This window comes from Paenibacillus contaminans, assembly GCF_003285015.1.
GTDB classification, from domain to species: Bacteria; Bacillota; Bacilli; order Paenibacillales; family NBRC-103111; genus Paenibacillus_V; species Paenibacillus_V contaminans.
Map to the genome: position 1 here is coordinate 1 of NZ_QMFB01000032.1, position 21,196 is coordinate 21,196.

Annotated in this window: 14 protein-coding genes; 9 read left to right on the forward strand and 5 right to left on the reverse strand. The window is 52.6% G+C overall.

Annotation, left to right across the window (positions count from 1 at the left end; genetic code table 11):
* Window positions 1-334: 334 nt before the first annotated feature.
* Window positions 335-1,006 (reverse strand): DUF559 domain-containing protein, encoded by a 672-nt coding sequence (locus DQG23_RS34040; protein WP_113035505.1) that lies wholly within the window; start codon window positions 1,004-1,006, stop codon window positions 335-337.
* Window positions 1,007-1,194: 188 nt separating this feature from the next.
* On the opposite strand from DQG23_RS34040, the gene DQG23_RS34045 reads away from it, so the two are divergent.
* Window positions 1,195-2,298, forward strand: coding sequence for a MerR family transcriptional regulator (locus DQG23_RS34045; RefSeq protein WP_113035506.1), 1,104 nt, complete (start codon window positions 1,195-1,197; stop codon window positions 2,296-2,298).
* Between the two features lie 237 nt (window positions 2,299-2,535).
* Here DQG23_RS34045 and DQG23_RS34050 read toward each other — a convergent pair whose 3' ends face one another.
* From DQG23_RS34050 to DQG23_RS34065, 4 genes are all read right to left on the reverse strand, one after another.
* Window positions 2,536-4,332 (reverse strand): ABC transporter ATP-binding protein, encoded by a 1,797-nt coding sequence (locus DQG23_RS34050; RefSeq protein ID WP_113035507.1) that lies wholly within the window; start codon window positions 4,330-4,332, stop codon window positions 2,536-2,538.
* Between the two features lie 26 nt (window positions 4,333-4,358).
* On the reverse strand, window positions 4,359-4,574 hold the full coding sequence (locus DQG23_RS34055) for a ribbon-helix-helix domain-containing protein (protein WP_238178166.1): 216 nt from the start codon (window positions 4,572-4,574) through the stop codon (window positions 4,359-4,361).
* A 109-nt stretch (window positions 4,575-4,683) separates the two neighbouring features.
* Window positions 4,684-6,552 carry a sensor histidine kinase gene (locus DQG23_RS34060; RefSeq protein ID WP_113035509.1) on the reverse strand — a complete coding sequence of 623 codons (1,869 nt, stop codon included), beginning with the start codon at window positions 6,550-6,552 and terminating at the stop codon, window positions 4,684-4,686.
* Window positions 6,501-7,775 carry a response regulator transcription factor gene (locus DQG23_RS34065; protein ID WP_113035510.1) on the reverse strand — a complete coding sequence of 425 codons (1,275 nt, stop codon included), beginning with the start codon at window positions 7,773-7,775 and terminating at the stop codon, window positions 6,501-6,503. Before DQG23_RS34065 ends, DQG23_RS34060 begins: the two co-directional genes overlap by 52 nt.
* A 646-nt stretch (window positions 7,776-8,421) precedes the next feature.
* On the opposite strand from DQG23_RS34065, the gene DQG23_RS34070 reads away from it, so the two are divergent.
* The 8 genes from DQG23_RS34070 to DQG23_RS34105 all read left to right on the forward strand — a co-directional run bounded on the left by DQG23_RS34070 (window position 8,422) and on the right by DQG23_RS34105 (window position 21,123).
* A complete protein-coding gene (locus DQG23_RS34070; protein WP_146762441.1) occupies window positions 8,422-10,080 on the forward strand; it encodes an extracellular solute-binding protein in 1,659 nt (552 codons plus the stop codon).
* A gap of 149 nt (window positions 10,081-10,229) precedes the next feature.
* On the forward strand, window positions 10,230-11,135 hold the full coding sequence (locus tag DQG23_RS34075) for an ABC transporter permease (protein WP_113035587.1): 906 nt from the start codon (window positions 10,230-10,232) through the stop codon (window positions 11,133-11,135).
* 11 nt (window positions 11,136-11,146) lie between these two features.
* Window positions 11,147-12,028 carry a carbohydrate ABC transporter permease gene (locus tag DQG23_RS34080; RefSeq protein ID WP_238178167.1) on the forward strand — a complete coding sequence of 294 codons (882 nt, stop codon included), beginning with the start codon at window positions 11,147-11,149 and terminating at the stop codon, window positions 12,026-12,028.
* Window positions 12,029-12,054: 26 nt separating this feature from the next.
* On the forward strand, window positions 12,055-13,944 hold the full coding sequence (locus tag DQG23_RS34085; RefSeq protein WP_113035512.1) for a hypothetical protein: 1,890 nt from the start codon (window positions 12,055-12,057) through the stop codon (window positions 13,942-13,944).
* A gap of 117 nt (window positions 13,945-14,061) precedes the next feature.
* Complete coding sequence (locus tag DQG23_RS34090) at window positions 14,062-15,927, forward strand: hypothetical protein (protein ID WP_113035513.1); 1,866 nt, start codon at window positions 14,062-14,064, stop codon at window positions 15,925-15,927.
* 80 nt (window positions 15,928-16,007) lie between these two features.
* Window positions 16,008-17,480: a serine hydrolase domain-containing protein gene (locus DQG23_RS34095; RefSeq protein WP_113035514.1), complete on the forward strand. Its 1,473-nt coding sequence runs from the start codon at window positions 16,008-16,010 to the stop codon at window positions 17,478-17,480.
* Window positions 17,481-17,549: 69 nt separating this feature from the next.
* Window positions 17,550-20,606: a cadherin-like beta sandwich domain-containing protein gene (locus tag DQG23_RS34100; protein WP_158560840.1), complete on the forward strand. Its 3,057-nt coding sequence runs from the start codon at window positions 17,550-17,552 to the stop codon at window positions 20,604-20,606.
* Between the two features lie 316 nt (window positions 20,607-20,922).
* Window positions 20,923-21,123 (forward strand): twin-arginine translocase TatA/TatE family subunit, encoded by a 201-nt coding sequence (locus tag DQG23_RS34105; protein WP_113035516.1) that lies wholly within the window; start codon window positions 20,923-20,925, stop codon window positions 21,121-21,123.
* Window positions 21,124-21,196: the final 73 nt, after the last annotated feature.

Below are 21,196 nucleotides of genomic sequence, written 5' to 3' on the forward strand. Positions count from 1 at the left end.
CCATTTCATGATGCGTGGCCCCCTCCTTGCTGCATAAAAAGGTACTTTCTAAACAGTCTGAAAAACTACAGGTAATTTCATCGTCAGGTTGAAAAAATGGATTTTAACGGGAAAAACTACAGCTAAATTTGGCCTGAATCCTGTTTTTGGGCAATTTAGAGATTATTACCTGTAGTTTTTCCAGGTAATTGTATGAATTAAGGTTATTTCAGAAAAATAACTGCATATTTTCCATTTACTACTGATTCCAGACGTGGTCGGGTCAAGCCTCCTCCAGCATCAATTTCATTGGAACAAGCGCCTACTTGAAGCACTCTTTAACCGAGAAGCTAGCTTAATCAAATGCATCAAGCACGCCGCGAGACAGTTCATACTGCACGACCCGTTCGCCTTTGCCGCGAATGGATGGATGCAGCCAGCCCTTTGCGTATAGCTTTTGCAGGATATTGACTGCGGTTCTGTGATCGATCTCAAAATGCAGATCCACATCTTTAGGACGAATCGGCCGGGCTAACTGGATAGCGAGGCGGAGTGTCTCTTTCTCGGCGAGTATGGCGCGTGCTACCGGACTCTTGCTTGGCATGAATCTAGCCAACAACATGCGCAATAAGGCGATGCAAAGCTCAGGGCGCTGCTCCACATCGTCGTAGGCAAAAGAGACAACCGTGTACCCCATAGCAGTCAGGAACGTTTCGCGGTTCAGTTCGTTGCTGTATTTCTGCCTGTCCATGTCCTGTACATGCGAAGCATAGCCCTTAATTTCGATTATGATTTTCACATGACCGTGCAACAAAGCAAAATCGGCAAAATACGCTCTGTTCCGCCAGTCGAGCACTTCGAATTCCGGATGGAGACCGTCGAATCCGCCTTTCAGCGGCCACCAAACGTTTTGCAAAAACAGCTTCTCTGCATGGCGATGTCCTCGCTCCAGTCTTCCCCGGCGTTCTCCCGTTCTCCTTGCAAGATGGTGCTGAAAAAATGCGGAGTGCGCTTCTTCAAAAGTCATCTTTCAATCATCTCCTTAGAAAAAATAAAAAACGCCCCGTTTCCACTGTGAAAATGGAAAAGGGACGTTCTTCGTCTCTTATCGCCATTATAGGGAAATACTGGTTTTTCCTCAAGTCTTTTTAAATATCTCGTTCATGCCATTTACCTTTCCCTTAGGTTAAGGTTTACAATAGGAGTGTCGGAGGGATGACGGTGAAAATAAAAGAGATAGCGCAGAAGCTGAATATAACGCCCCGGGCGATCAGGCTGTACGAAGCCAAAGGGCTTATTCGCCCCGTTAAAGATAAACAGAATCAATATCGCATGTTTAGCGAAAAAGACGCATGGCGGCTGCAAACGATCGCAGCGCTGCGCGAAATCGGCGTTCCGCTGGACAATATTCGCGGCATGCTGGAGCGGATCGACTCGGGCGACAAGGATGAGGTCGGCCATTATTTGGACATGCAGCGCAGCCTGTTGTTCGCGCAATGGGTCGAGCTGAAGCAGATGATCGGTACGATCGACTCGATGATGGAGCGGATTCGGCAGCAGGATTCGCTTGACGTAAGCGACATGTACGCGCTAGCGGACGGTGCCAAACGGCTGCGCGGCGCGCGAACCGGCTGGTCGGACCGCTGGGGCTTCGACAGGTTGGCGGAGACGTACGATGCAGAGTTGGACGGATCGTTCGGCGGCATGACGGGAGTATCTCCCGAGGATCGCGCCCAAGGTATCGGCGGCTATGAAGGCTGCTACGAAGCGGCGCTGAACCGGATTGGGGAGCTGGTCGAGCCCCAGCAGGGTGAGACAGGGCTTGACATCGGCACCGGTACGGGCAATCTGGCGGCGAAGCTGGCTGCAGCGGGAGCGGCGATGGTCGGCGTCGATCAGTCGCGCGAAATGCTGAAACGGTGTGCGGCGAAGGTGCCGGGCATCGAGACGAAAATCGGCAATTTTCTTGCGTTGCCGTGCTTCGATCAGCAGTTTGATTTTGTCGTATCGAGCTTTGCGTACCATCATTTGACCGATGAGCAGAAGCCGCTTGCGCTTGAGGAGATGAACCGGGTGTTGAAGCCGGGAGGAAGACTTTGTATAGCTGACTGGATGGCCGATGACGAAGCCCAGCGTTCGGAGCTGCTTGCCATACTGCGGACGAACGGCTGCGCGCCGGGCGTTCAGCTTGCGGCGGAAGAGTTTTACGCTCTCCGGCCTGAAATGCTTGCATGGCTGAAGCGGAACTGTTATACGGTAGCTGAAGATGCTGCCATATACGCTAGCCGGCTGCGCGTTATCCTGGCAGTAAAGGCATAAAACGCACCAGTCATGACGGGCGGGTTTACATGACAAGAGTGCGATGCGGCCGGCCGGCTGCCGGTTTGCATCGCACACCTCGTGACGGGCCCCAGATGCTAGAGCCAAGCTTCCGCGATCTCTTCCGTCCGGACGCTCGAGCCGAAGCGATTTTTCGATGATCACCCTCGTCACGAACGCTCGAGCCGAAACGGTTTAGCGACGATCGCCCTCGTCGCTTACCTATCATATCCAGCCTCAACCGAGTTCCTCCGCCTGCGTTTTAAATTGCATATGGTACAAGCGGCTGTACAGCCCTTTGGCGGCTAGCAGTTCATCGTGCGTTCCCGATTCCGCCAGCTGCCCGTTGTCCATCACTAAAATACGATCGGCCCGCTGCACGGTCGAAAGCCGATGGGCGATTACGAATGTGGTTCGTCCCGTCATCAGCTTCTCCAAAGCGCTCTGAATCAGATGCTCGGACTTGTTGTCGAGTGCGGCGGTAGCCTCGTCAAGGAGCAGGACGGGAGCATTTCGCAGCAATGCGCGGGCGATCGCGATTCTTTGCTTCTGGCCGCCGGATAGCTTGACGCCGCGTTCGCCGATCTCGGTGTCCAGCCCTTCGGGCAGCTTCATTATAAAGTCATAGGCATGGGCATGCTTGGCTGCGGCGAGGATTTCCTCGTCTGTGGCATCCGCTCTGCCGTCGGCGATATTCTCTCTAAAAGTCCCCGAGAATAAATACGTCTCTTGCGGAACAAGTGAGAAGAAGCCTCGAAGCCGATCCAGCCCCATCGAAGCGGTAGCTTGCCCGTTTAATCTGATTTGTCCGGAGGTTGGCCGATATAGGCCGAGCAAAAGCTTAAAAAGCGTCGTTTTACCGGCGCCGCTTGGCCCGACAAGCGCAATCATTTGACCGGCCTCAACAGTAAAGCTGAGGTTCTCAATCATTTTTTTGCCATCGTCATAGCCGAAGCCGAGTCCGTCCAGCTCCAGCGTTACAAAACGCTCATCCTCTTTATTTGCTGCCGATTCGGGCAGTCGAGTATGCTCGACACGCTGCTCAAGCACCTCAAAGATGCGGTCGGCGGAGCCGAGGGCGTTTTGCAAGCTTCCCCAAAGTCCGGCAAGGCCGGTGAACGGCCAGGTGACATGGTTCAAAAGCTGAATGAAAGCGATCAGTGCGCCTATCGTCATTTTGCCGTTAATCACAAAATAAGCGCCAAGCACGAATGCAATAATGAATGAAGAGACGCCGATTCCGTTCGAGGCGGCCTGCATTGTCGCATTTAATGTTCCCGCTTTCGTTTCGCGAGCGAGAATCCGGCCGCTGTACGCTTTGTATTTTCCATAAAACTTTTGTTCAAGCTGAAATGCTTTCACTACGGCATTCCCCGAAAGAACGTCCTGCAGAAAGCCGGTCGATTTGCCGACTAAGTCTTGTACGTTTTTGCCGTTTTCACGGAGCGCCTTCCCGAAAACCTTGCCGACCAGCAGGGTGAGAGGCCCGATGAATCCGCACACGACAGCCAGCGGCCAATAGATGCTCAGCAAGTAAATGAACGAAAAGACAGCCATAACCGGGCTTCGGATGAGCATCATGAGCGTATTTCCGAGCGCCTGGCCGATCGCTTGATTATCGCTAGTAAGACGGGTAAGGAGCTCGCCGGAATGTGATTTGTCGAAGTAAGAGGAAGGAAGGCGCAGCATATGATGGAAGGTCATGATTCTCAAATCGTTGCGAAGCGTGTTTGATACCTTTGATTTGAGGTAGGAATCGAAAAAATTGACGGTAACCGACAACAGCAGAATACATAGTCCGATTACTATAAGATCGATAAAAGCTTTCTTTTCCTTCAAAACGGCAGTGTCTGTAATTTGCATCATGTACCAGGCGAGCCCCAGATCCAAACCGATACCCAGGGCCATAACGACGAACAGGCCGACATAAGAAAGCCATCTTCTGCTGACGATGCCGGCCAGCTTTGCGGCGGTCGAGTTTTTGGCAGGATGGCCCCGAACGCCATGATCGAGAGAAACGGAATTTGCCTTCATAATAGCCCCCCGTAAATGATCGATGATTACAAGAGATCCGCTTCTTTGAGAGAATCTTCGAGGATGGCCCGCAATATTTCGGAGACGGAGTAATCCCCTCCCGCACAGCGCCGATCGATTTCCGCCCAGCACTCGTTCGGCAGCGTCAGCGATATTTTTCGGGTCGTGCCGATCGCTTTGCGTCCTGCTCCCAGCCGACTGCCTCCTCTGGAGGCTTGCGGGCCGATTGATTTACTATCCATGATCATCACCTGCGTTCATTTTCGCACAATCTGGATAAATATTCAATTTTTGATACCTTTATCAAAAAGTCGTTAACCGCACATCCCCTCCATTTACCTGATGCGTAAGTCAAACCACAGCCGGAAGCGTCAACCGCACGCTCGTTCCATCGTTAATATGGCTAACGATGACGATGCCGAAAGGCTCGCCGAACGTCAGCTTGATGCGCTGGTTGACATTTTTGATGCCGATGTGGTCGCCCGGCTCGCTGTAGTCGTGTTGCAGCTCCAAATTGATTTGCTCCGTGTGCTCCGGGTCGATCCCTACGCCGTCGTCGGATACTTCGAACAAAATTTCCCCGTCCCGCATACTTCCGGAAATACGGATGGTTCCTTTGCCTTGCCTCGGCTTGAGGCCGTGATAAACGGCGTTTTCGACTAGCGGCTGCAGGGTGATTTTCGGTATCTGGTAGCTCATGATCGCCTCGTCGGTCTCCCAAACGACAGAAAAGCTGTTCTTATAACGGATAGCCAAAATATCGATATAATGCTGAACGTGCTCAAGCTCCGTCTTGATGGGAATCAAGGTCGTCGGCGTTTCGAGCGACAGTCTGAGAAGCCGTGACAACGACGAGATCATTTCGGACACTTTATTCTCGCCGCCGGTCAACCGGATGGCGTTCCAATTGATCGTTTCCAGCGTATTGTACAGAAAATGCGGACTGATTTGTGACTGCAGGGCTACGTTCTGCGCTTGCTTCAGCAAGGCCAGACGCTTTCTCAGCTCTTGCTCCATCTCCAGACGCATGCCGTGCGATCTTGTGATTGCCGCGGCCACTTGCCGGATTTCGTTCAAGTGCGGCTCCTTCTTTTCCAGCTCGACATGCGTCCATTTATCGGGATTTTCAACGATCGAGATGATTTTGCGGATCGGCTGAAACACTTTCGTCGCGATCAGCCAGGCCAGAAGAAGCGCGACAGCCAGTCCCGCGGCAAATATGACGAACAAATAGGTTCGCAAATATGAATTTTTCTCTTGGTATAGCCGGAGAGGGAGGACGGAAATAAACCTCCAGTCGTTATACTGGGAGCTCAGGTAGGTGACCGATTCGGTTTTTCCATTCATATTTTTTTGGACGGGCTTCCCTTCGTTCTCCTCAAGGACGTCCTTCAATGACCCAATTTCCGATATGGGGCGGTTCAAGAGCGAAGAGTCTCTGTTGTAAAGCACGATGCCGTCCTTATCGATCATATAGATGTCCTCGAGCACATTGTCGCTGACGTTATTGATAAATTTGCCGAGCCTCTCCGTATCGATGTTGACGACGACAACCCCTTGTTTGTCCTTCGTTTCCAAAGGCGCCATATAGAAGAGCGAGATGAAATGCCGCGGCGCATTTTCACCGATGTATTGCTTTGCCTCCCTTGAAGTGACCCAATATTTCGTATCAGCCTTGCGTATGTTGTAGTCCTTCAGCCATTTGTTGTCGATAAACCAGTCCAGTTGCCATAAATTCAGGTTCGACGACATGATGTAGCCGCTTGTCTCCGCGTACAGGTAGATGGAGTTGATAAATTGTCCGCTAATCTTATTGACCGGCGTCAGCTTCTGTCGCAAGGTTTGCAGTTGAAGGTTCTTGTTATAGTCGGATTTATCCGGCTCAGGCTCCTTGAGCAGCTCTTCCGCCGTTTTGTCGGCAGCGATCTGCAGGGCGAAATCGTCGATCTCCCTGACGGTCATGTCGATCATGTCCCGGAGTCTGGATAGACCGATTAGATGAACGGCGCTGATTTCTTCTTTCATCACGTTATTGTAAAAATAATAAACGGCCGCGCTTATTCCGCACACAGGCATAATGATGAGGCAGACGATGATGAGGAAGTTGCGCAGAAAGATACTGTGAATTTTAAAATGCTTGATATAAAACCATACGCCGGACAGCTCTTTCATCGGACTGTCGGGTCGTGCAGCTTGTTCCGGTATTCGGACGGCGTGCATCCGGCGTACTGCTTGAACAACTTGAAAAAGTATTTGGTGCTTTTGTAGCCGATGATCGAGCCGATTTCATACACCTTGTACTGCGGCTGCCGCAAATATTCCATCGCCTTCATCATGCGCACCTCCGTTAAGTAATCGGTGAAATTGCGTCCCGTTTGTTTTTTGAACAGGCGGCTGAGGTAGACGGGACTCAAGTACACGTGCTCGGCCACGTCCTCCAGCGATATTTCTTTATCGTACATGCTTTGCATATATGTTTTGGCTTTCTGAATGACAAGCGTATCGGTGCGGTCGTCGTCTCCGTATTCCGTCTCGGACCTCGGACCTTCGCCGATTGCGTACAAAGAGATGATTTCGGTTATGGAGGAATAGAGGGATAATTCGCTCAAAGCAGCGTCGATTCCCAATACGGCATTGATGCGGCTTTTCACGGTCTCGAACTGAAGGCCTACTCTCTCTCTTAATGTTTTTTCCGGTAGGCCGTCGGCACGTAAATCTATTGCAGCCAAAAGGATTTTATCCGGTTCGGCGCTTATGGGGAAAGTAAGGATGCCTTCCTGTTCTTTCAGAAAAATTTGATGGATGAATCGGAATAGCTGGCCGTCGGCATTGCCCGGGTTGCCCCCGGAATCGGGATCTTTGCGCGGGAATCGGATGTAATAGCTGCAGCAAGGGCAGCTTTCCGGATCGATCGGCAAGCCGATCAGCCGGAGCCTTCTGTCAATCTCCGCCCGCTCCTTGAGCGTTCCGGCCATGAGGTCGGCGAAAAATTGCCGCCGCAAAACGGACAGCATTTCTTCGTTTCGGCTTTGAATGCTGAGCGCTTGCTCTTTTTCCGACTTTTCCTTGTCCAGCAAGAGCTTAACGTCCTTAAAGACACGCGTGATTTCATCGAGCCTGGTCGGCTTAAGCAGGTAATGCATGACCTTATAGTTTACGGCTTGCTGGGCGAACTCGAACTCCTTGTAGCCGCTTATCAAAATCATTTTAATGTCGAACTGCCGGTCGTAAACGTATTTGGCAAGCTCAAGGCCGGACACGAACGTCATCTTGATATCCGTCAAAATCACATCGACAGGATTGCTTTCAATGAAGGAAATCGCATCGCGACCGTCCTCCAGCCGGGCTGCGACGGCGTAACCCAGCGAGGTCCAGTCGACAAGATCGGCCAAGCCTTCTCTGATGTCTTCTTCATCGTCCACAATCAGCAAGCGGTAAGACATCGGCGCTCCCCTTCCGTCCCTTTTGATGGTCTCAAAATGTACATCCTACGCGGACTCTGCGCTTTCTCGAATAACGCACCATGTAAAAACGGCGAAGCCTTTGATTCTTGTATGATTGGGAAATGATGCGAAGCGATTTCTGTGGATAACCGGGGGCTCCCCCAAAAGTACTCGGAATAAGCTGCGAAGGAAACCGTCACTTTTGGGGGACTTTGTCGATTCCGGTACATGTATTATGTTTGTAAAATGAATACGCTGTCAACGAAAAAGGGGCAGGTTTTCCGATTAAGGTAGAAATAGAGGATGATTGGTTAAAAATTTGCACTATACCGGCCGATCCGTAACGCGGCATGGGCTATGACCGCCGTTGTCGGACGACATGCAGGACGAGCCGAACGGCCATTCCAGGGTGAGGGTTTGCGGCCGTCTCGCAGCCAGTGCGGCGCGATGATGCATAAACGGTAGATTTCGTGGTACCAAATCGTGAGATTGTACCGTTTCCCCCGCAAGCAGGTGCTTGCTACAATGATAACGAAAGCGCTTTAAAGCCGGCGGGAAAACGAATTTTGGGGGAAGCTGCGATGTGCGGAAGGTCGGGCCCGGCCAAGCGGACATTGCGGCGAATAGAACCGGGGAGGGTACGAGAATGAAAAAAATAGGGGTTGCATCGTTCGCCATGCTTTTGGCGGCTGCCACAGCTTTCAGCGGCTGTACGAAACAGAATACGGCGGAATCGCCGGCCAAGGGCAGTGAAGATCCGAAAGCGAGCCAGGCTCCGTCGGCTTCGCCTGTCAAGGAGGAAGGGTATTCGCTCCCGATCGTCAAAGACGGTTCCGTTACGCTGCGTTACGGGGGATGGGATAACTGGTATGCGCCTGCGAGCTTATCGCAAAATTTGCCCGTGTGGCAGGAAATCGAAAAAAGAACGGGCGTGAAAATCAAATGGGAGGTCGCACCCGTAGCCCAGTATACGACCAGCATGCAGGCGAAATTGGCAGCAGCCAAAGACTTGCCGGATATTATTGCACTGCCTATCGAGCTTAGTAAAGCGATTGAATCGGGCGTAATCGAACCGCTTGACGAATTAATCAATAAATACGCTCCTAATATCAAGAAGTTTATGGCGGACAATCCGACCGAATTTAATAAGATGAAAGCGCCCGACGGCAAGCTGTACTCCCTGGCTGCGGTTACTACCGGGGGGGCTATGACAGACCCGTTCGGCTTCCTGATCCGCAAGGATTGGCTCGATAAGCTCGGGCTGCAGGAGCCGAAAACGCTCGACGATTGGTATAACGCACTGAAGGCGATCAAAGAAAAGGATCCGAACGGCAACGGCAAGGCGGATGAAATTCCGTTCATGCCGCAATATGGCTACAAAGGATTGGGTATGTTCGGGAATGCGCTGGGTCTTCACTTGTTTTACAGTAACGGCTACTATCCGGACGAGAACGGCAAGGTCCGTTTCGAATGGATGACCCCGGAGGCGAAGGAGCTGGTAGTCTGGCTCAACAAGCTCTACAAGGAAGGGCTGATCGATCCCGGTTTTCTGCAAAAGACGGAGGAAACGATCATTGCCGGCATTTCCCGGGACCAGGTGGGTTCGACCATCCATTTCTTGAGCAGAGCGGGACAATTCGATACGCTGGCGCAGCAGGCCGGCGCCTCTAACGCAAATTGGCTGTTGACGATTCCTCCGGCTCAGCCGGGCTACAAGCCCCATTATGAGAAGTACGGTCCGATCAGCGGTAACTGGGTTATTTCGAAGGAGTCCAAAAATAAAGAAGCGGCCATCAAGTGGCTGGATTACATTTACGCGAGCGAAGAAGGGAACCGCCTTGTAACGTTCGGCATAGAGGGCGTTTCCTACAAGATGGTGAACGGCGAGCCGGAGTATATGGATTTCGTCATGAAAAATCCGGATGGACTCGATCCGGCGAATACGCTGCGCTCCATCGGCGCTTATCCGCCGACTCCGTGGATCCGCGCGGCGAAGGGACCGTTATCCAAGTCCCCGGCGGCGCTGCTCAAGAACAATCCGAAGTCGCTGGAGCAGGCCAAGCGCGTGGAGAGCATGATGGTCGACAATGAACCGTTCGCCGTTATCACGGCGCAGGAGATCGAGGAGCTAGCCTTCGTTTCCGCCGACATGCAAACCTACATCGACGAGACGATCGTCAACTTTATAACGGGCAAGGAACCGATCGATTGGGAGAAGTTCACGGCCAAGCTGAAGCAGTACGGCATAGAGAAGATATTGAAGGTGAGTCAGCAGCAGTACGATCGTTTTATTAACAAACAATAGAAGAGGCCTGCAAGCCGTCCTTTCGCGATGGCGCGAAGGGACGCTGCGGCGGGCCGGCGTAATTCAAGGAAGGGGGAGTCTCCATTAACGCACAATTGAAATCGCCCGGTACGGCGGGATCCCCGGCAATAATCGCGAAGCCAGGTAAAATGGAAACGCTCCGAAAGCATGTCAAGCGGGATAAATATTTGTTGATCATCATTTTGCCGGTCATCTTGTATTATATTGTCTTTCACTATTTTCCGATGTACGGCATTATCATAGCTTTCAAAAAGTTTTATCCGCTTCAGGGTATTTTGGGCAGCCCTTGGGTAGGGTTCAAATATTTCGAGCAGTTTTTCGGTTCGATCTATTTTTGGAGACTGCTGAAGAACACCCTGCTGCTAAGCTTCTTTTCATTAGTCTGGGGATTCCCCGCGCCGATTATTTTTGCGTTATTGCTGAACGAGCTGAAGGATAATTTGTTCAAAAAAACCGTGCAAACGGTCAGCTATTTGCCGCATTTCATTTCCGTCGTCGTCATTGCGGGGATGATCGTCAATTTTACGTCGCCGACAGACGGCGTCATTAACACGATCCTTGGCGTTTTCGGGATCGAACCGATCCATTTTATGAATGATTCGGGATATTTCCGGACGATTTTTATTTCTTCGGGCATTTGGCAGGAATTCGGCTGGGGTACGATTATTTATTTAGCGGCCATCGCCGGCATCGATCCGCAATTGTATGAGGCCGCTCAGATGGACGGCGCCACCCGCTGGCACAAAATGAAGCATATTACGCTTCCGTGTCTGACGCCCACAATCGTCATTCTGCTTATATTGAGCCTGGGTCATCTGATGGACGTCGGCTTTGAGAAAATCATTCTTCTTTACAACCCCGCCACGTATGAAACGGCCGACGTTATAAGCACTTACGTATACCGGCGCGGCATATTGGGAGGCGAATACAGCCTTTCGGCGGCAATCGGATTATTCAACAATGTAATCAATTTGATCTTGATTGTCGGGGTCAATTACATTAGCCGGAAAGTTTCGGAAACTTCACTTTGGTAAGGAGGGAGAGCGTGGCAGCCGTTCGTAAAAATACGACAGAGAAATCGTTTGACGTGCTTATTCTCTTCTTCATGCTGTTCGTCATCGTCATAACGCTGTACCCGTTCGTTTATGTGGCCAGCATGTCGATCAGCGACCCTAGGAATGTCATTAACAATTCCGTTTGGCTCTGGCCCAAAGGTTTCTCGCTGGAAGCCTACAAGCGGGTTTTCGACAATCCGGACGTATGGCGTTCTTACTACAATACATTGTTTTATACGGTTGTCGGCACTGCGGTTAACGTTGCGATGACCATTCTCGGCGCATACCCGCTTGCGCGCAGAACGTTTTTCTTGCGAAATCAGATCATGGTGTTCATCGTAATCACGATGTTTTTCAACGGCGGTCTGATCCCGATGTTCCTGCTTATTAAAAACATCGGGCTCTATGATACGCGGTGGGCGCTTATTTTACCGGCAGCGGTGGGCGCTTATTTTATCATCATTGCGCGGACCTTCCTGCAGAGCTTGCCGGAAAGTCTGATCGAATCCGCCAAGATCGACGGAGCGAACGATATTTATATTCTTTACAAAATCATTTTGCCGCTAAGCATGCCGATTATTGCCGTGCTGTCGCTTTTTTACGCGGTAGGCCATTGGAACAGCTATTTCAGCGCCATGATCTATTTGAGCGATTCCAGCTTGCATCCGATGTCGTTATATTTGGTCAAAATCCTGATTCAGGATTCCGATTCCATGGTCAAAGGAATGGCCCAAGATATTAATAGGACGATGTATTCCATCCAGATCAAGTATGCGTTAATTATCGTAACCGTCTTGCCGATCTTGTTCGTTTATCCGTTTTTGCAAAGATATTTCGTGAAGGGTGTTCTGATCGGCTCCTTGAAAGAGTGACTATCATTTTTTAGGAGGAATGAACCGTGACGAAGGAAACAAGAACAGAGCTGACGGAACCGCAGGTAATGGATCAGGGGAGCGGAACGATCAGCAGAAGGAAGCTGCTCGCTTCGCTGGGGATGGCGGGGGCTGCGCTCGCTACGACGGGGATCGTTAACGGCGCCTTGACCAGAGCGTACGCCGACCCGGTCGACAACCGCGCGAAAGTGAAGGATCTGATGACGAATCATTATGTCGTCGTAACGACGATAGCGGAATTAAGAGCCAATGCCAGCCCCGATGCCGATATCGTATTTTTCGTTAAGGATGCAGGCAAGGAGGGCCATTTCTATTACGATGCGGCGGATACGGCTTCTGCTGACGATGGGAAGGACGTTCTTGTTTCCTCTTCCGGGGCGCGGTTCAGGCGGATTGTATTCAGCGGGTATCAAGAGCCTCAAGTTGACACGACCCCCATGACGGTAACGTCTCCCGTGGCGCTGAACACGATTAATTCTTGGCGCGTAAATGAAGGGAAAATCAAGGGGAGAAAAATCAACCTTTTGGGAGACAGCATATCCTTCGGGGCGGGTGCGGGGATGCTCGTCGGGGCAGGGATTCCTGAAAACGCTTTTGCCAGAATTCTCGCTAATGCGCTTAATATGCAGTTTGGCACGGATTCGTACGGTTTCGTTTCCCCTTACGATAATAATGGAACCGGCAGGGAAATTCATAGCGTCGTCTCTACCGGGACCTGGAGTCATCTGGTAGACGAGGCAGCCGGACACACCCCCGCCGGCTATGCCCTGGAATCCGTGCAAGTCGGTGCGTCCTTTACGTTTACACCTCAAGGCGCGGTGTCCAGGCATTTTAAAATATGGTACGACGGCAGCGTAGCGGGGGCCTTTAAGGTTACATTAAACGGTTCAACCGATGTTTGGACCTTCACGACAGATGGGAGCGGCTCAGGACTTGAGTCGTCTCCGGCGCTTGTCTGTATGCCAACCGGCACGGGCTCCGCTGAAATAAGCGTGCATGTCCTTAGCGGAAAAGTTCGCGTTACAGGTATCAGTTATTTTAATGATGCCGAAGGGTTGGAATTTCAATTTAACAATTTTTCGCGTGACGGGCGTGGAGGGCGATTCGTTACCGAGAAGGTGATCAAAGAAATGTGCCGGGGATGCTTGTCACTAATCTGGGCGCTTGCCGCCAATGACAGGTTTGCGTCCGGAGCTGATTTGGCGGCATACAAACAGCGTATCGACTGGCTGATCTACTATTGCAATTTGTACGGGACACGACTGATCGTACCTGACTTTCTATTTCTTAACGCCGATAATCATCCCATCCGGGAGGAATTGAAGAGGCTTGTTCGAGCCGTGCCGGGAGCGACTTATATTCCATTTCCCAACCTGGTGAGCACAGACGGGCAAGTGAAGGATTCAACCTATCTTATCAACACCATAAACTTCACATACGATGGGGTACATCTTAGCGCGCTGGGGAATCGAATCGTGGCGGAAACGTTGGGCGAAGCGCTGGGCGTTAAGGCATTTAAACGTGACAACCTGACAAACAACCCAAGATGGAAACCGCTGGTGCTTGAATCTGCGGCTGTTAACGCCCTGACTACCTATGAGTGGATAAGCAAGTATCGTGTTTACGGTGATGCTGTCGAAATATTCCTGTATATCAACACGGTCGCACCCGGGACTGTTGTTGCGTATATTCCGTACCTTGCGGTTAACGGTATCGCCTTGTTGTCCGGCAATTTTATGTCCTCGCCCGATGCTTCGGGAAAAACGGATATTATTATGGTCGCCCCCGATGGCAGTATGACGGTGTATGCCAATGCGTCGTCATCGGGCAGACCCAGCTATATAGCGGCGGTGATCAGAGTGCCGATTGGTGTCGTGAAACCTTCGTACGCTTAATTAGTTGTAAAGATTGTTTTGAATGCGCTTCCTTTTCCAGATCTTCACCGTTACTGCCGATCTCGGCTGATAGCGAGTAAGGATAGCAAAATTTCACGAATATTGGAGGAATGAACCGTGACGAAGGAAACAAAAACAGAGCTGACAGAACCGCAGGAAATGGATCAGGGGAACGGAATGATCAGCAGAAGGAAGCTGCTCGCTTCGCTGGGGATGGCGGGGGCTGCGCTTGCTACGACGGGGATCGTTAACGGCGCGTTGACCAAAGCGTACGCCGATCCGGTCGACAACCGCACGAAAGTGAAGGATCTCATGACGAATCATTATGTCGTCGTAACGACAATAGCCGAATTAAGGGCAAATTTGAGTCCTGACGCCGAGGTCGTTTATTTCGTTAAGGATATGGGGGAGGAGGGCCATTTCTATTACGATGCGGCGGATACGGCTTCTCCTGACGATGGGAAGAACGTTCTCGTTTCCTCTTCCGGGGCGCGGTTCAAGCGGATCTATGACGCGAGGAGGCTGGGGGAGATGCTTACCGATAACGGCCTGTATGAATATGATCGGGTAAAGCCGGTTCCTCCGGACGGCCAGCTCGCGAATGAAGCGGAGGTCATCATTCCGTATAAAGGAACGCTTTACTGCCTGTTTAAAGGGAGCTACTCGCTGTTGGACCAATCCTACATATGCGTAGTCCGGCCTGATGGCGAAGGGAGCATCAAGGTCGTGTCCCGGATGGACATCGGTGTCGGCGCGGACGCAAGAGCGATGGCGATTCATAACGATGACGTCTTTGTTTTTGTAGGAAACAAGATCAAAGTATATCGAATCATTGATACAGGGTTGCAATTCAAACTCGAGTACACACGTAAACTTAAATCGGATGGATTTGTTCAGACCTGCTGCATCATTAACGGAAGACTCTATGCGCCTAACTGGGGCTGGGGAACGATCGAAAAATACGATTTGGTGAATGGTGTGCCGTCGAACGAAGCGAGCTTCAACATCGGTGCGGTAGGCAATGCGTCGATTGTGTCCAACGGGTCCATTCATTATCTGATTACATGGACGCCTGAAAACAATATTACGCGTCTGGATATAGACGGCTACGGAAACGTGTATAACAGGGGGACGTTTACAATCCCCGGGATTTACGCACCGCGTTATGCCACTATTCATAACGGTGTCATGACGGTCGGCGGATACGGCACGATTGCGGGCCAGACTGTTGCGCTGGATATTTCCTCCGGCACGCCTGTGAAAATCGGAGCCTATATCAACATGCCTACGCATGTAAGAGTAGGGGATTATCTCATCGGGTGGGCTGCCGATCAGAAACCGGCGTATGAAAGTACATACCAGAAGCTCGTCAGGGTCAGAATGTCGGATGGAGCTGTTGAGGTGTTATCCGATAGGGCTTTATTGTATCCAGTGCTATATAAAGAGACGGTATACGGTTTTCTTGCGGGACAGGACGGGACGTCGGGTGCTCATGCGGGCGACTCGCAACTGGGGCAGGAAATCGCTTGCTACTCCACAAATGCGCTGAAAAAGGGCATACAAATACCGACTGATGCACCGGATTACACGTACACCGATACGATCCGCTATATGAACATCAAGAATTATGATGAAGATGAAGTGATAGCCCGATTCAAGAATTTCAGTCCGAACAGTCTGGGGTGGCTAAAGGTCAAACTATCGTACGCCATCGTCAACAATCAGAACGTACCCGGCCAAACGATTGTGCAGGAAAGCGTCTATCAAGCCTTCAAACACTCGACAGGCGATTGGCAAATGGCGCTGCCGAAGTTCGACCTTCGGCAGCCTCAAGCCGGCGAACTGGCGGTTACATTGGATTTCAAGGTATCCGGTCCCGATGCGTATGTTGCGGTAAGCGGAGATTTAACAAACGCACTCATTAATCTGTCGATACAATTTGATGTAACAGATAAGTATATGGGATCGTTTCATATTGTATAGGAGAGGACTCTGGAATCAAGGAAGCGGATCTGCACAATCCTCCGCTTCCTTAACGAAAACAGGGAGGGAGCTGGAGGGAGATGACACAGCATTTGTTTACGCCTGCCTCTTCGCCGGAAGCGGTGGGGGTGCCTGGCAGGGCGATTGCCGCGTTTCTGCGGCGGATGGAAAGGCAGCGCGTTAATTTGCACGGCTTCCTTATCGTCCGTGACGGTCAGATTGCGGCGGAGGGCTATTGGGCGCCGTATACGGCGGACAGTACGCATCGTATGTATTCGGTCAGCAAAAGCTTCGTCTCGCTTGCTGTCGGTTTGCTGATCGACGAAGGCAAGCTGAAACTGGATGACAAAGTAGCGTCGTTTTTTCCGGATAAGCTGCCGCCAGACCCTCATCGCTACGTTTTGGAGTCGACTATTCGCGACCTGTTGATGATGTCGACGCCGAACGATCGGAATTCGTATACGTCCGAAGACAAAGATTGGGTGGCGACGTTCTTCCGGCACGATCCATGCCATCCGCCAGGAACGGTGTTTGCGTATGATACGGCGGCGACGGTGGTATTGACTACGATCGTAGAGCGTATGACCGGCGTGCCGTTTCTAACGTCGATGCGGGAGAGGCTGCTCGACCCGATCGGCGTATCCCCGGATATCTGGTGTATTCAAACGCCGGAAGGCACTTCGTGGGGCGGCTCAGGCGTCATATGCACGTTGCGTGACATGGCGAAGGTGGCCTACGTCTGCATGAACGGCGGACGCTGGGGCGAGAAGCGGCTTATCTCCGAGCGGTATGTGCGGGAAGCGACCTCGAAGCAAATCGACAATTCGCTCGGCGGGCATCAAGGATACGGTTATCAAATATGGGTGGAGCCGGACGGCGGCTTTTCGTTCCGCGGTATGGGATCACAGTTCGCTTATTGTTTTCCCGAACAGCGAGTGATGTTCGTCTGTATAGCCGATACGCAAGGCGCTCCGAACGGCGATTCGGAAGTCGGGCAGGCGTTCCGCGAGGAAATATTCGCACAGTTGGCGCAAGGGGCGCTGCCGGAAGATAAAGCCGCCGACGCGGAACTTCGACAGCTGATCGCCGGGCTGCACATATTGCCGCAGCATGGCGAGCGGACATCGCCGCAAGCGGATGTTATAGACGGCTGTTGGTTTGTCATGGAGCCGAATCCGATGGGGATAACGAGGATGCGGTTTCACTTCGACGGCGATCAAGGCATATGGGAATATGAGAACGCCGCCGGGGAACATCGGCTGGCATTTGGACTTGGCCGGCAAGTTGCCGGACGATTCCCGCAGCCGGGGTATTCCGGCACGCGCATCGGCGTCCCCGGTGACCGATACCGTTGTCTCGCTTCCGCAGCATGGGTCGATCCGCAGACGCTGAACTTGCTCGTTTATGTGACCGACCATTATTTGGGTTCGTTGAAAGCTGCGTTCGGCTTCAAAGGAGATCAAGTCGGCGTTCTAATGACGAAGGCGGCTGAGTGGTTCCTGAACGAATATTCCGGATTTGCAGGAGGACGGCTGGTAAGCGATAATCGTTGATCGCTGACTGGTTGAGCTGCGATATTTAGCTGCTTTTTAAAGAAAATGAGTGAAAAGGATGGGTGGTTCATGAAGGTTCAAACAAACCTCCTGCTGCGTCATGGCTTCATCGGGATGATGATCGTTCTGCTGCTTGCCGCAGGATGGCCGGCTTCTCAAGCGTCCGCAGCTTCTACCTCCAGCATCGCGGCAGGCAGAGGGCCGCATGCCGTTGCCGTCAATCCGACGACGAACCGGGTCTATATCGCCAATGCCGACAACGACAGCGTGACTGTGCTGGAGGATACATACGGCGGGGGCGTTGTCGCCATAGCGAACGTCGCGGCGGGAAAAACGCCGTATGCAGTAGCTGTTAATCCGCTGACGAATCACATTTACGTGGCGAACGCGGATAGCGATGCGGTAACCGTGATCGACGGCGCGACGAACGACACCGTAGAGGTTGAGACGGGCAGCTTGCCTATTGCTATCGCGGTCAATACGGCGACGAACAAGATTTATGTGGCGAATTTGGGCAGCGATACCGTATCGGTCATTGACGGAGCCGCCCCCGGCACGAATACGGTAACGGTGCAGGTCGGGGAAAGCCCGTTTGCCCTGGCGGTTAACGAAGCGACGAACAAGATTTATGTAGCGAACGTAGACGGTGGCACGTTGACGGTTATTGACGGTACGGACAACAGCATCTCCGCTATCTCGACAGGAGCCGGTCCGAATGCACTCGCGGTCAATCCGCTGACAGGCAACGTGTATGCGGCCAACTTCTACAGCAATACCGTCACGGTAACGGATGGGGTAACGATCTCCACGTTGAACGTGGGAATTACGCCGACTGCGGTGGAAGTCAATCCGGCGACCGGCATGATTTATGTGGCCAATACGAGCAGCAACAGCGTGACGGTCATTGACGGCGCTACGCACAGCCTCTCCACAGTAACGGTTGGAGCCGGCCCCGGCGCTCTGGCCGTCAATGCAGAGACGAATAAGATTTATGTAGCGAATTATGACAGCAACGACGTGACCGTGATCGATGGAGCGAGTTTGACGACTTCCACGATCGCAGCGGGAACGAACCCGATTGCCGCCGCCGTGAATACGGGACGGAACAGCGTGTACGTAGCGAACTTCAACAGCAACGAAATGACCGTCATCGCGGAGGAAAGGGCTACGGCTGCGGATTTGGGCGCGTTATCGGTCAGTGCAGGCAGTCTCAGCCCTGCCTTTGATCCGGGCATCCTTAGCTATACGGTAAGTGTAAGTCATGAGGTTGAGCTCTTAACCGTAACGGCAGAAGCGTATGACGCAGCTGCGAGCCTCTCGGTCAACGAGCAAGTATATGATAATTACGCGGAGATTCCGGTGAGCCTGCAATCAGGGGCCAACGTGCTGCCGATTGTCGTCCACGCGGCGGACGGGCTGACAAGCCGGTCGTATACCGTGACGATTTACCGGGCCGGCGCGGCGGAACCGAATGCCGACCTGCGTGAGCTTAGTGTCGGTGCAGGCGTTTTGCAGCCTTCGTTTGCTCCGGACGTGCTTGCTTATTCCGTTGAAGTCGGACATGCCGTATCCAGCATTCAGGTGACGGCGGCTACCTATGACCCGGCGACGACGATGGTTCTGAATGGACAGCCGTATAGCGGCGGTCTGTCGAGCCCGATCAGCCTTCATACAGGCGTTAACCCGGTGGTGCTGGTGACGAAGGCTGCAGACGGGTTGACGAGCAAAACCTACACGGTAAACGTGAACCGGGCCGAGGCTCCGATTGAGGTAGGACCTTCGACGCCGCCGACTACGAGTACGTCGAATCAGCCGGACACCGTGAAGCCGGAACCCGAAGATGTAATCGAGGCGGCAAGAGGCGCCGCTCTTACCAGCCATGCGGCAGTCCTGACCGTCAAGACGGCTGGGGAAACGGGCGGCAAAGCGGAAGCGACCGCTATGCTGCGTGCGGACTCGCTGGCGAAAGCGCTTGGTATGCTGAAAGGAAAAGCGAAAGATTCGCAAACAATCACGTTTGCCGTACCCGGCACGGAAGCGATCCGCCATATCGGCATTCCGGCTGCATGGCTTGCTGCGGCAGTCGATGAACATCCCGATGCCGTCATCGAGATCAAGACGGACAATGCCGGCTACACCTTGCCGATCGATTTCCCGACATTAACTGCGCAATTGAAGCAGCTTGGCGGCAAGCTGGAGAACGCCACGGTCTTCCTGACGATGGAAACGATCACAGGCGCAGCCAAAGACCAGATCGCAGAGCAGGCGAAAACGGCCGGCATGACGCTGATCGGGGACATCATCGACTTCACCCTGCGCATCGAGGCGGACGGCAGCAGCCAAGTATTCACCGACTTCGGACGCACGTATGTGAGCAGAAGAATCGCGGTGGCGGGAACGGCGATAGATCCTGCACAGGCGACGGCGGTCGGGTTCAATCCGCAAACCGGCGAATTTTCCTTTGTTCCTTCCCTCTTTACGACAACGAACGGAGGAACAGAGGTCCAAATGTTCCGCACAGGTAACAGTCTGTACGCAATCGCGCAATCGAAGCAGTCGTTTGCCGATCTGCAGGGACACTGGTCGCAAGCCGATGTGGAGCTGCTTGCCTCCAAGCGAATCGTAAACGGGCAGACCGAAACGGATTTTGTGCCGGAAGGTTATGTCACGCGCGCAGAGTTTGTCAGTCTCATCGTCCGTGCATTAGGGCTTGAAGCGGATTCGACGTCCGTTCGCCCCGCGTTTGGGGATATTGCCGAAACCGACTGGTTCGCGGGCGTCGTCGGCGCAGCGGTGAAGGCGCAAATCGTCAGCGGGTTTGAGGACGGAACGTTCCGGCCGAACGATACGATCACGAGAGAGCAAATGGCCGTGATGCTTGCCAATGCGTTGTCATTTGCTGATAAATCCGTTTCTGTAACGGGAAAACTGCTTCCTTTGCTGGCTGTATTCGAGGATAAAGCGGCGATCGGTCCGTGGGCGCAGGTGGCGGCAGCGCAAATGGCGGAATCCGGTATCATGACCGGACAAACCGAACGGCAATTTGCGCCTCAAGACTTGGCTACGCGTGCGCAAGCTGCGGTTGTTGTGAAACGCATGCTGCAAACGGCGGGATTTATGAACTAGGGCGTGTCTGAATACTCCGAGGGGAGCAGATTTTGCCGAATTTTCGTTCCTCCATCCGAAAGGTTAAGCAACGCATAACCCTATGCGGATTACGCTACGGTAAACGCACCGCCCAAGAGAGGGCTGAAGCCGTTTATCCTTGCATGCAAGGCGCGTTTGTGAAGGCGTACCGGGGGTCTGCCTGCGCAAACGGAACGAAGCAGGGGGCGAAAAGGCGGGGAAAGATGCCCCTGAGTGGGTTTTCAGACACGCCCTAGCATGCACAGCAGTTGCTTCCCTGTTTGGGAGGCCGAGAATGGCAGGGAGGTGAGTCGGAATGATGGGAATCGGACCTACAGGAATCGTGATGATCGTGCTGGTAGCGCTGCTGCTCTTCGGTTCCAAAAAGCTGCCGGAGCTGGGACGGGCGGTTGGGCGGACGTTGCATGAATTTAAAGCCGGAACGAAGCCGCTGATGGAAGAATTGGAGGTTGTTGAAAACGGGGGCGTGCGCACTATCGAGGGAGAGAAACGGTAGCTGCAACCAACTTGACGATAAACGCTTCTACCGGTATAACGCCGCCTGATTGGCAAGGAGTGCATCGGCAGGA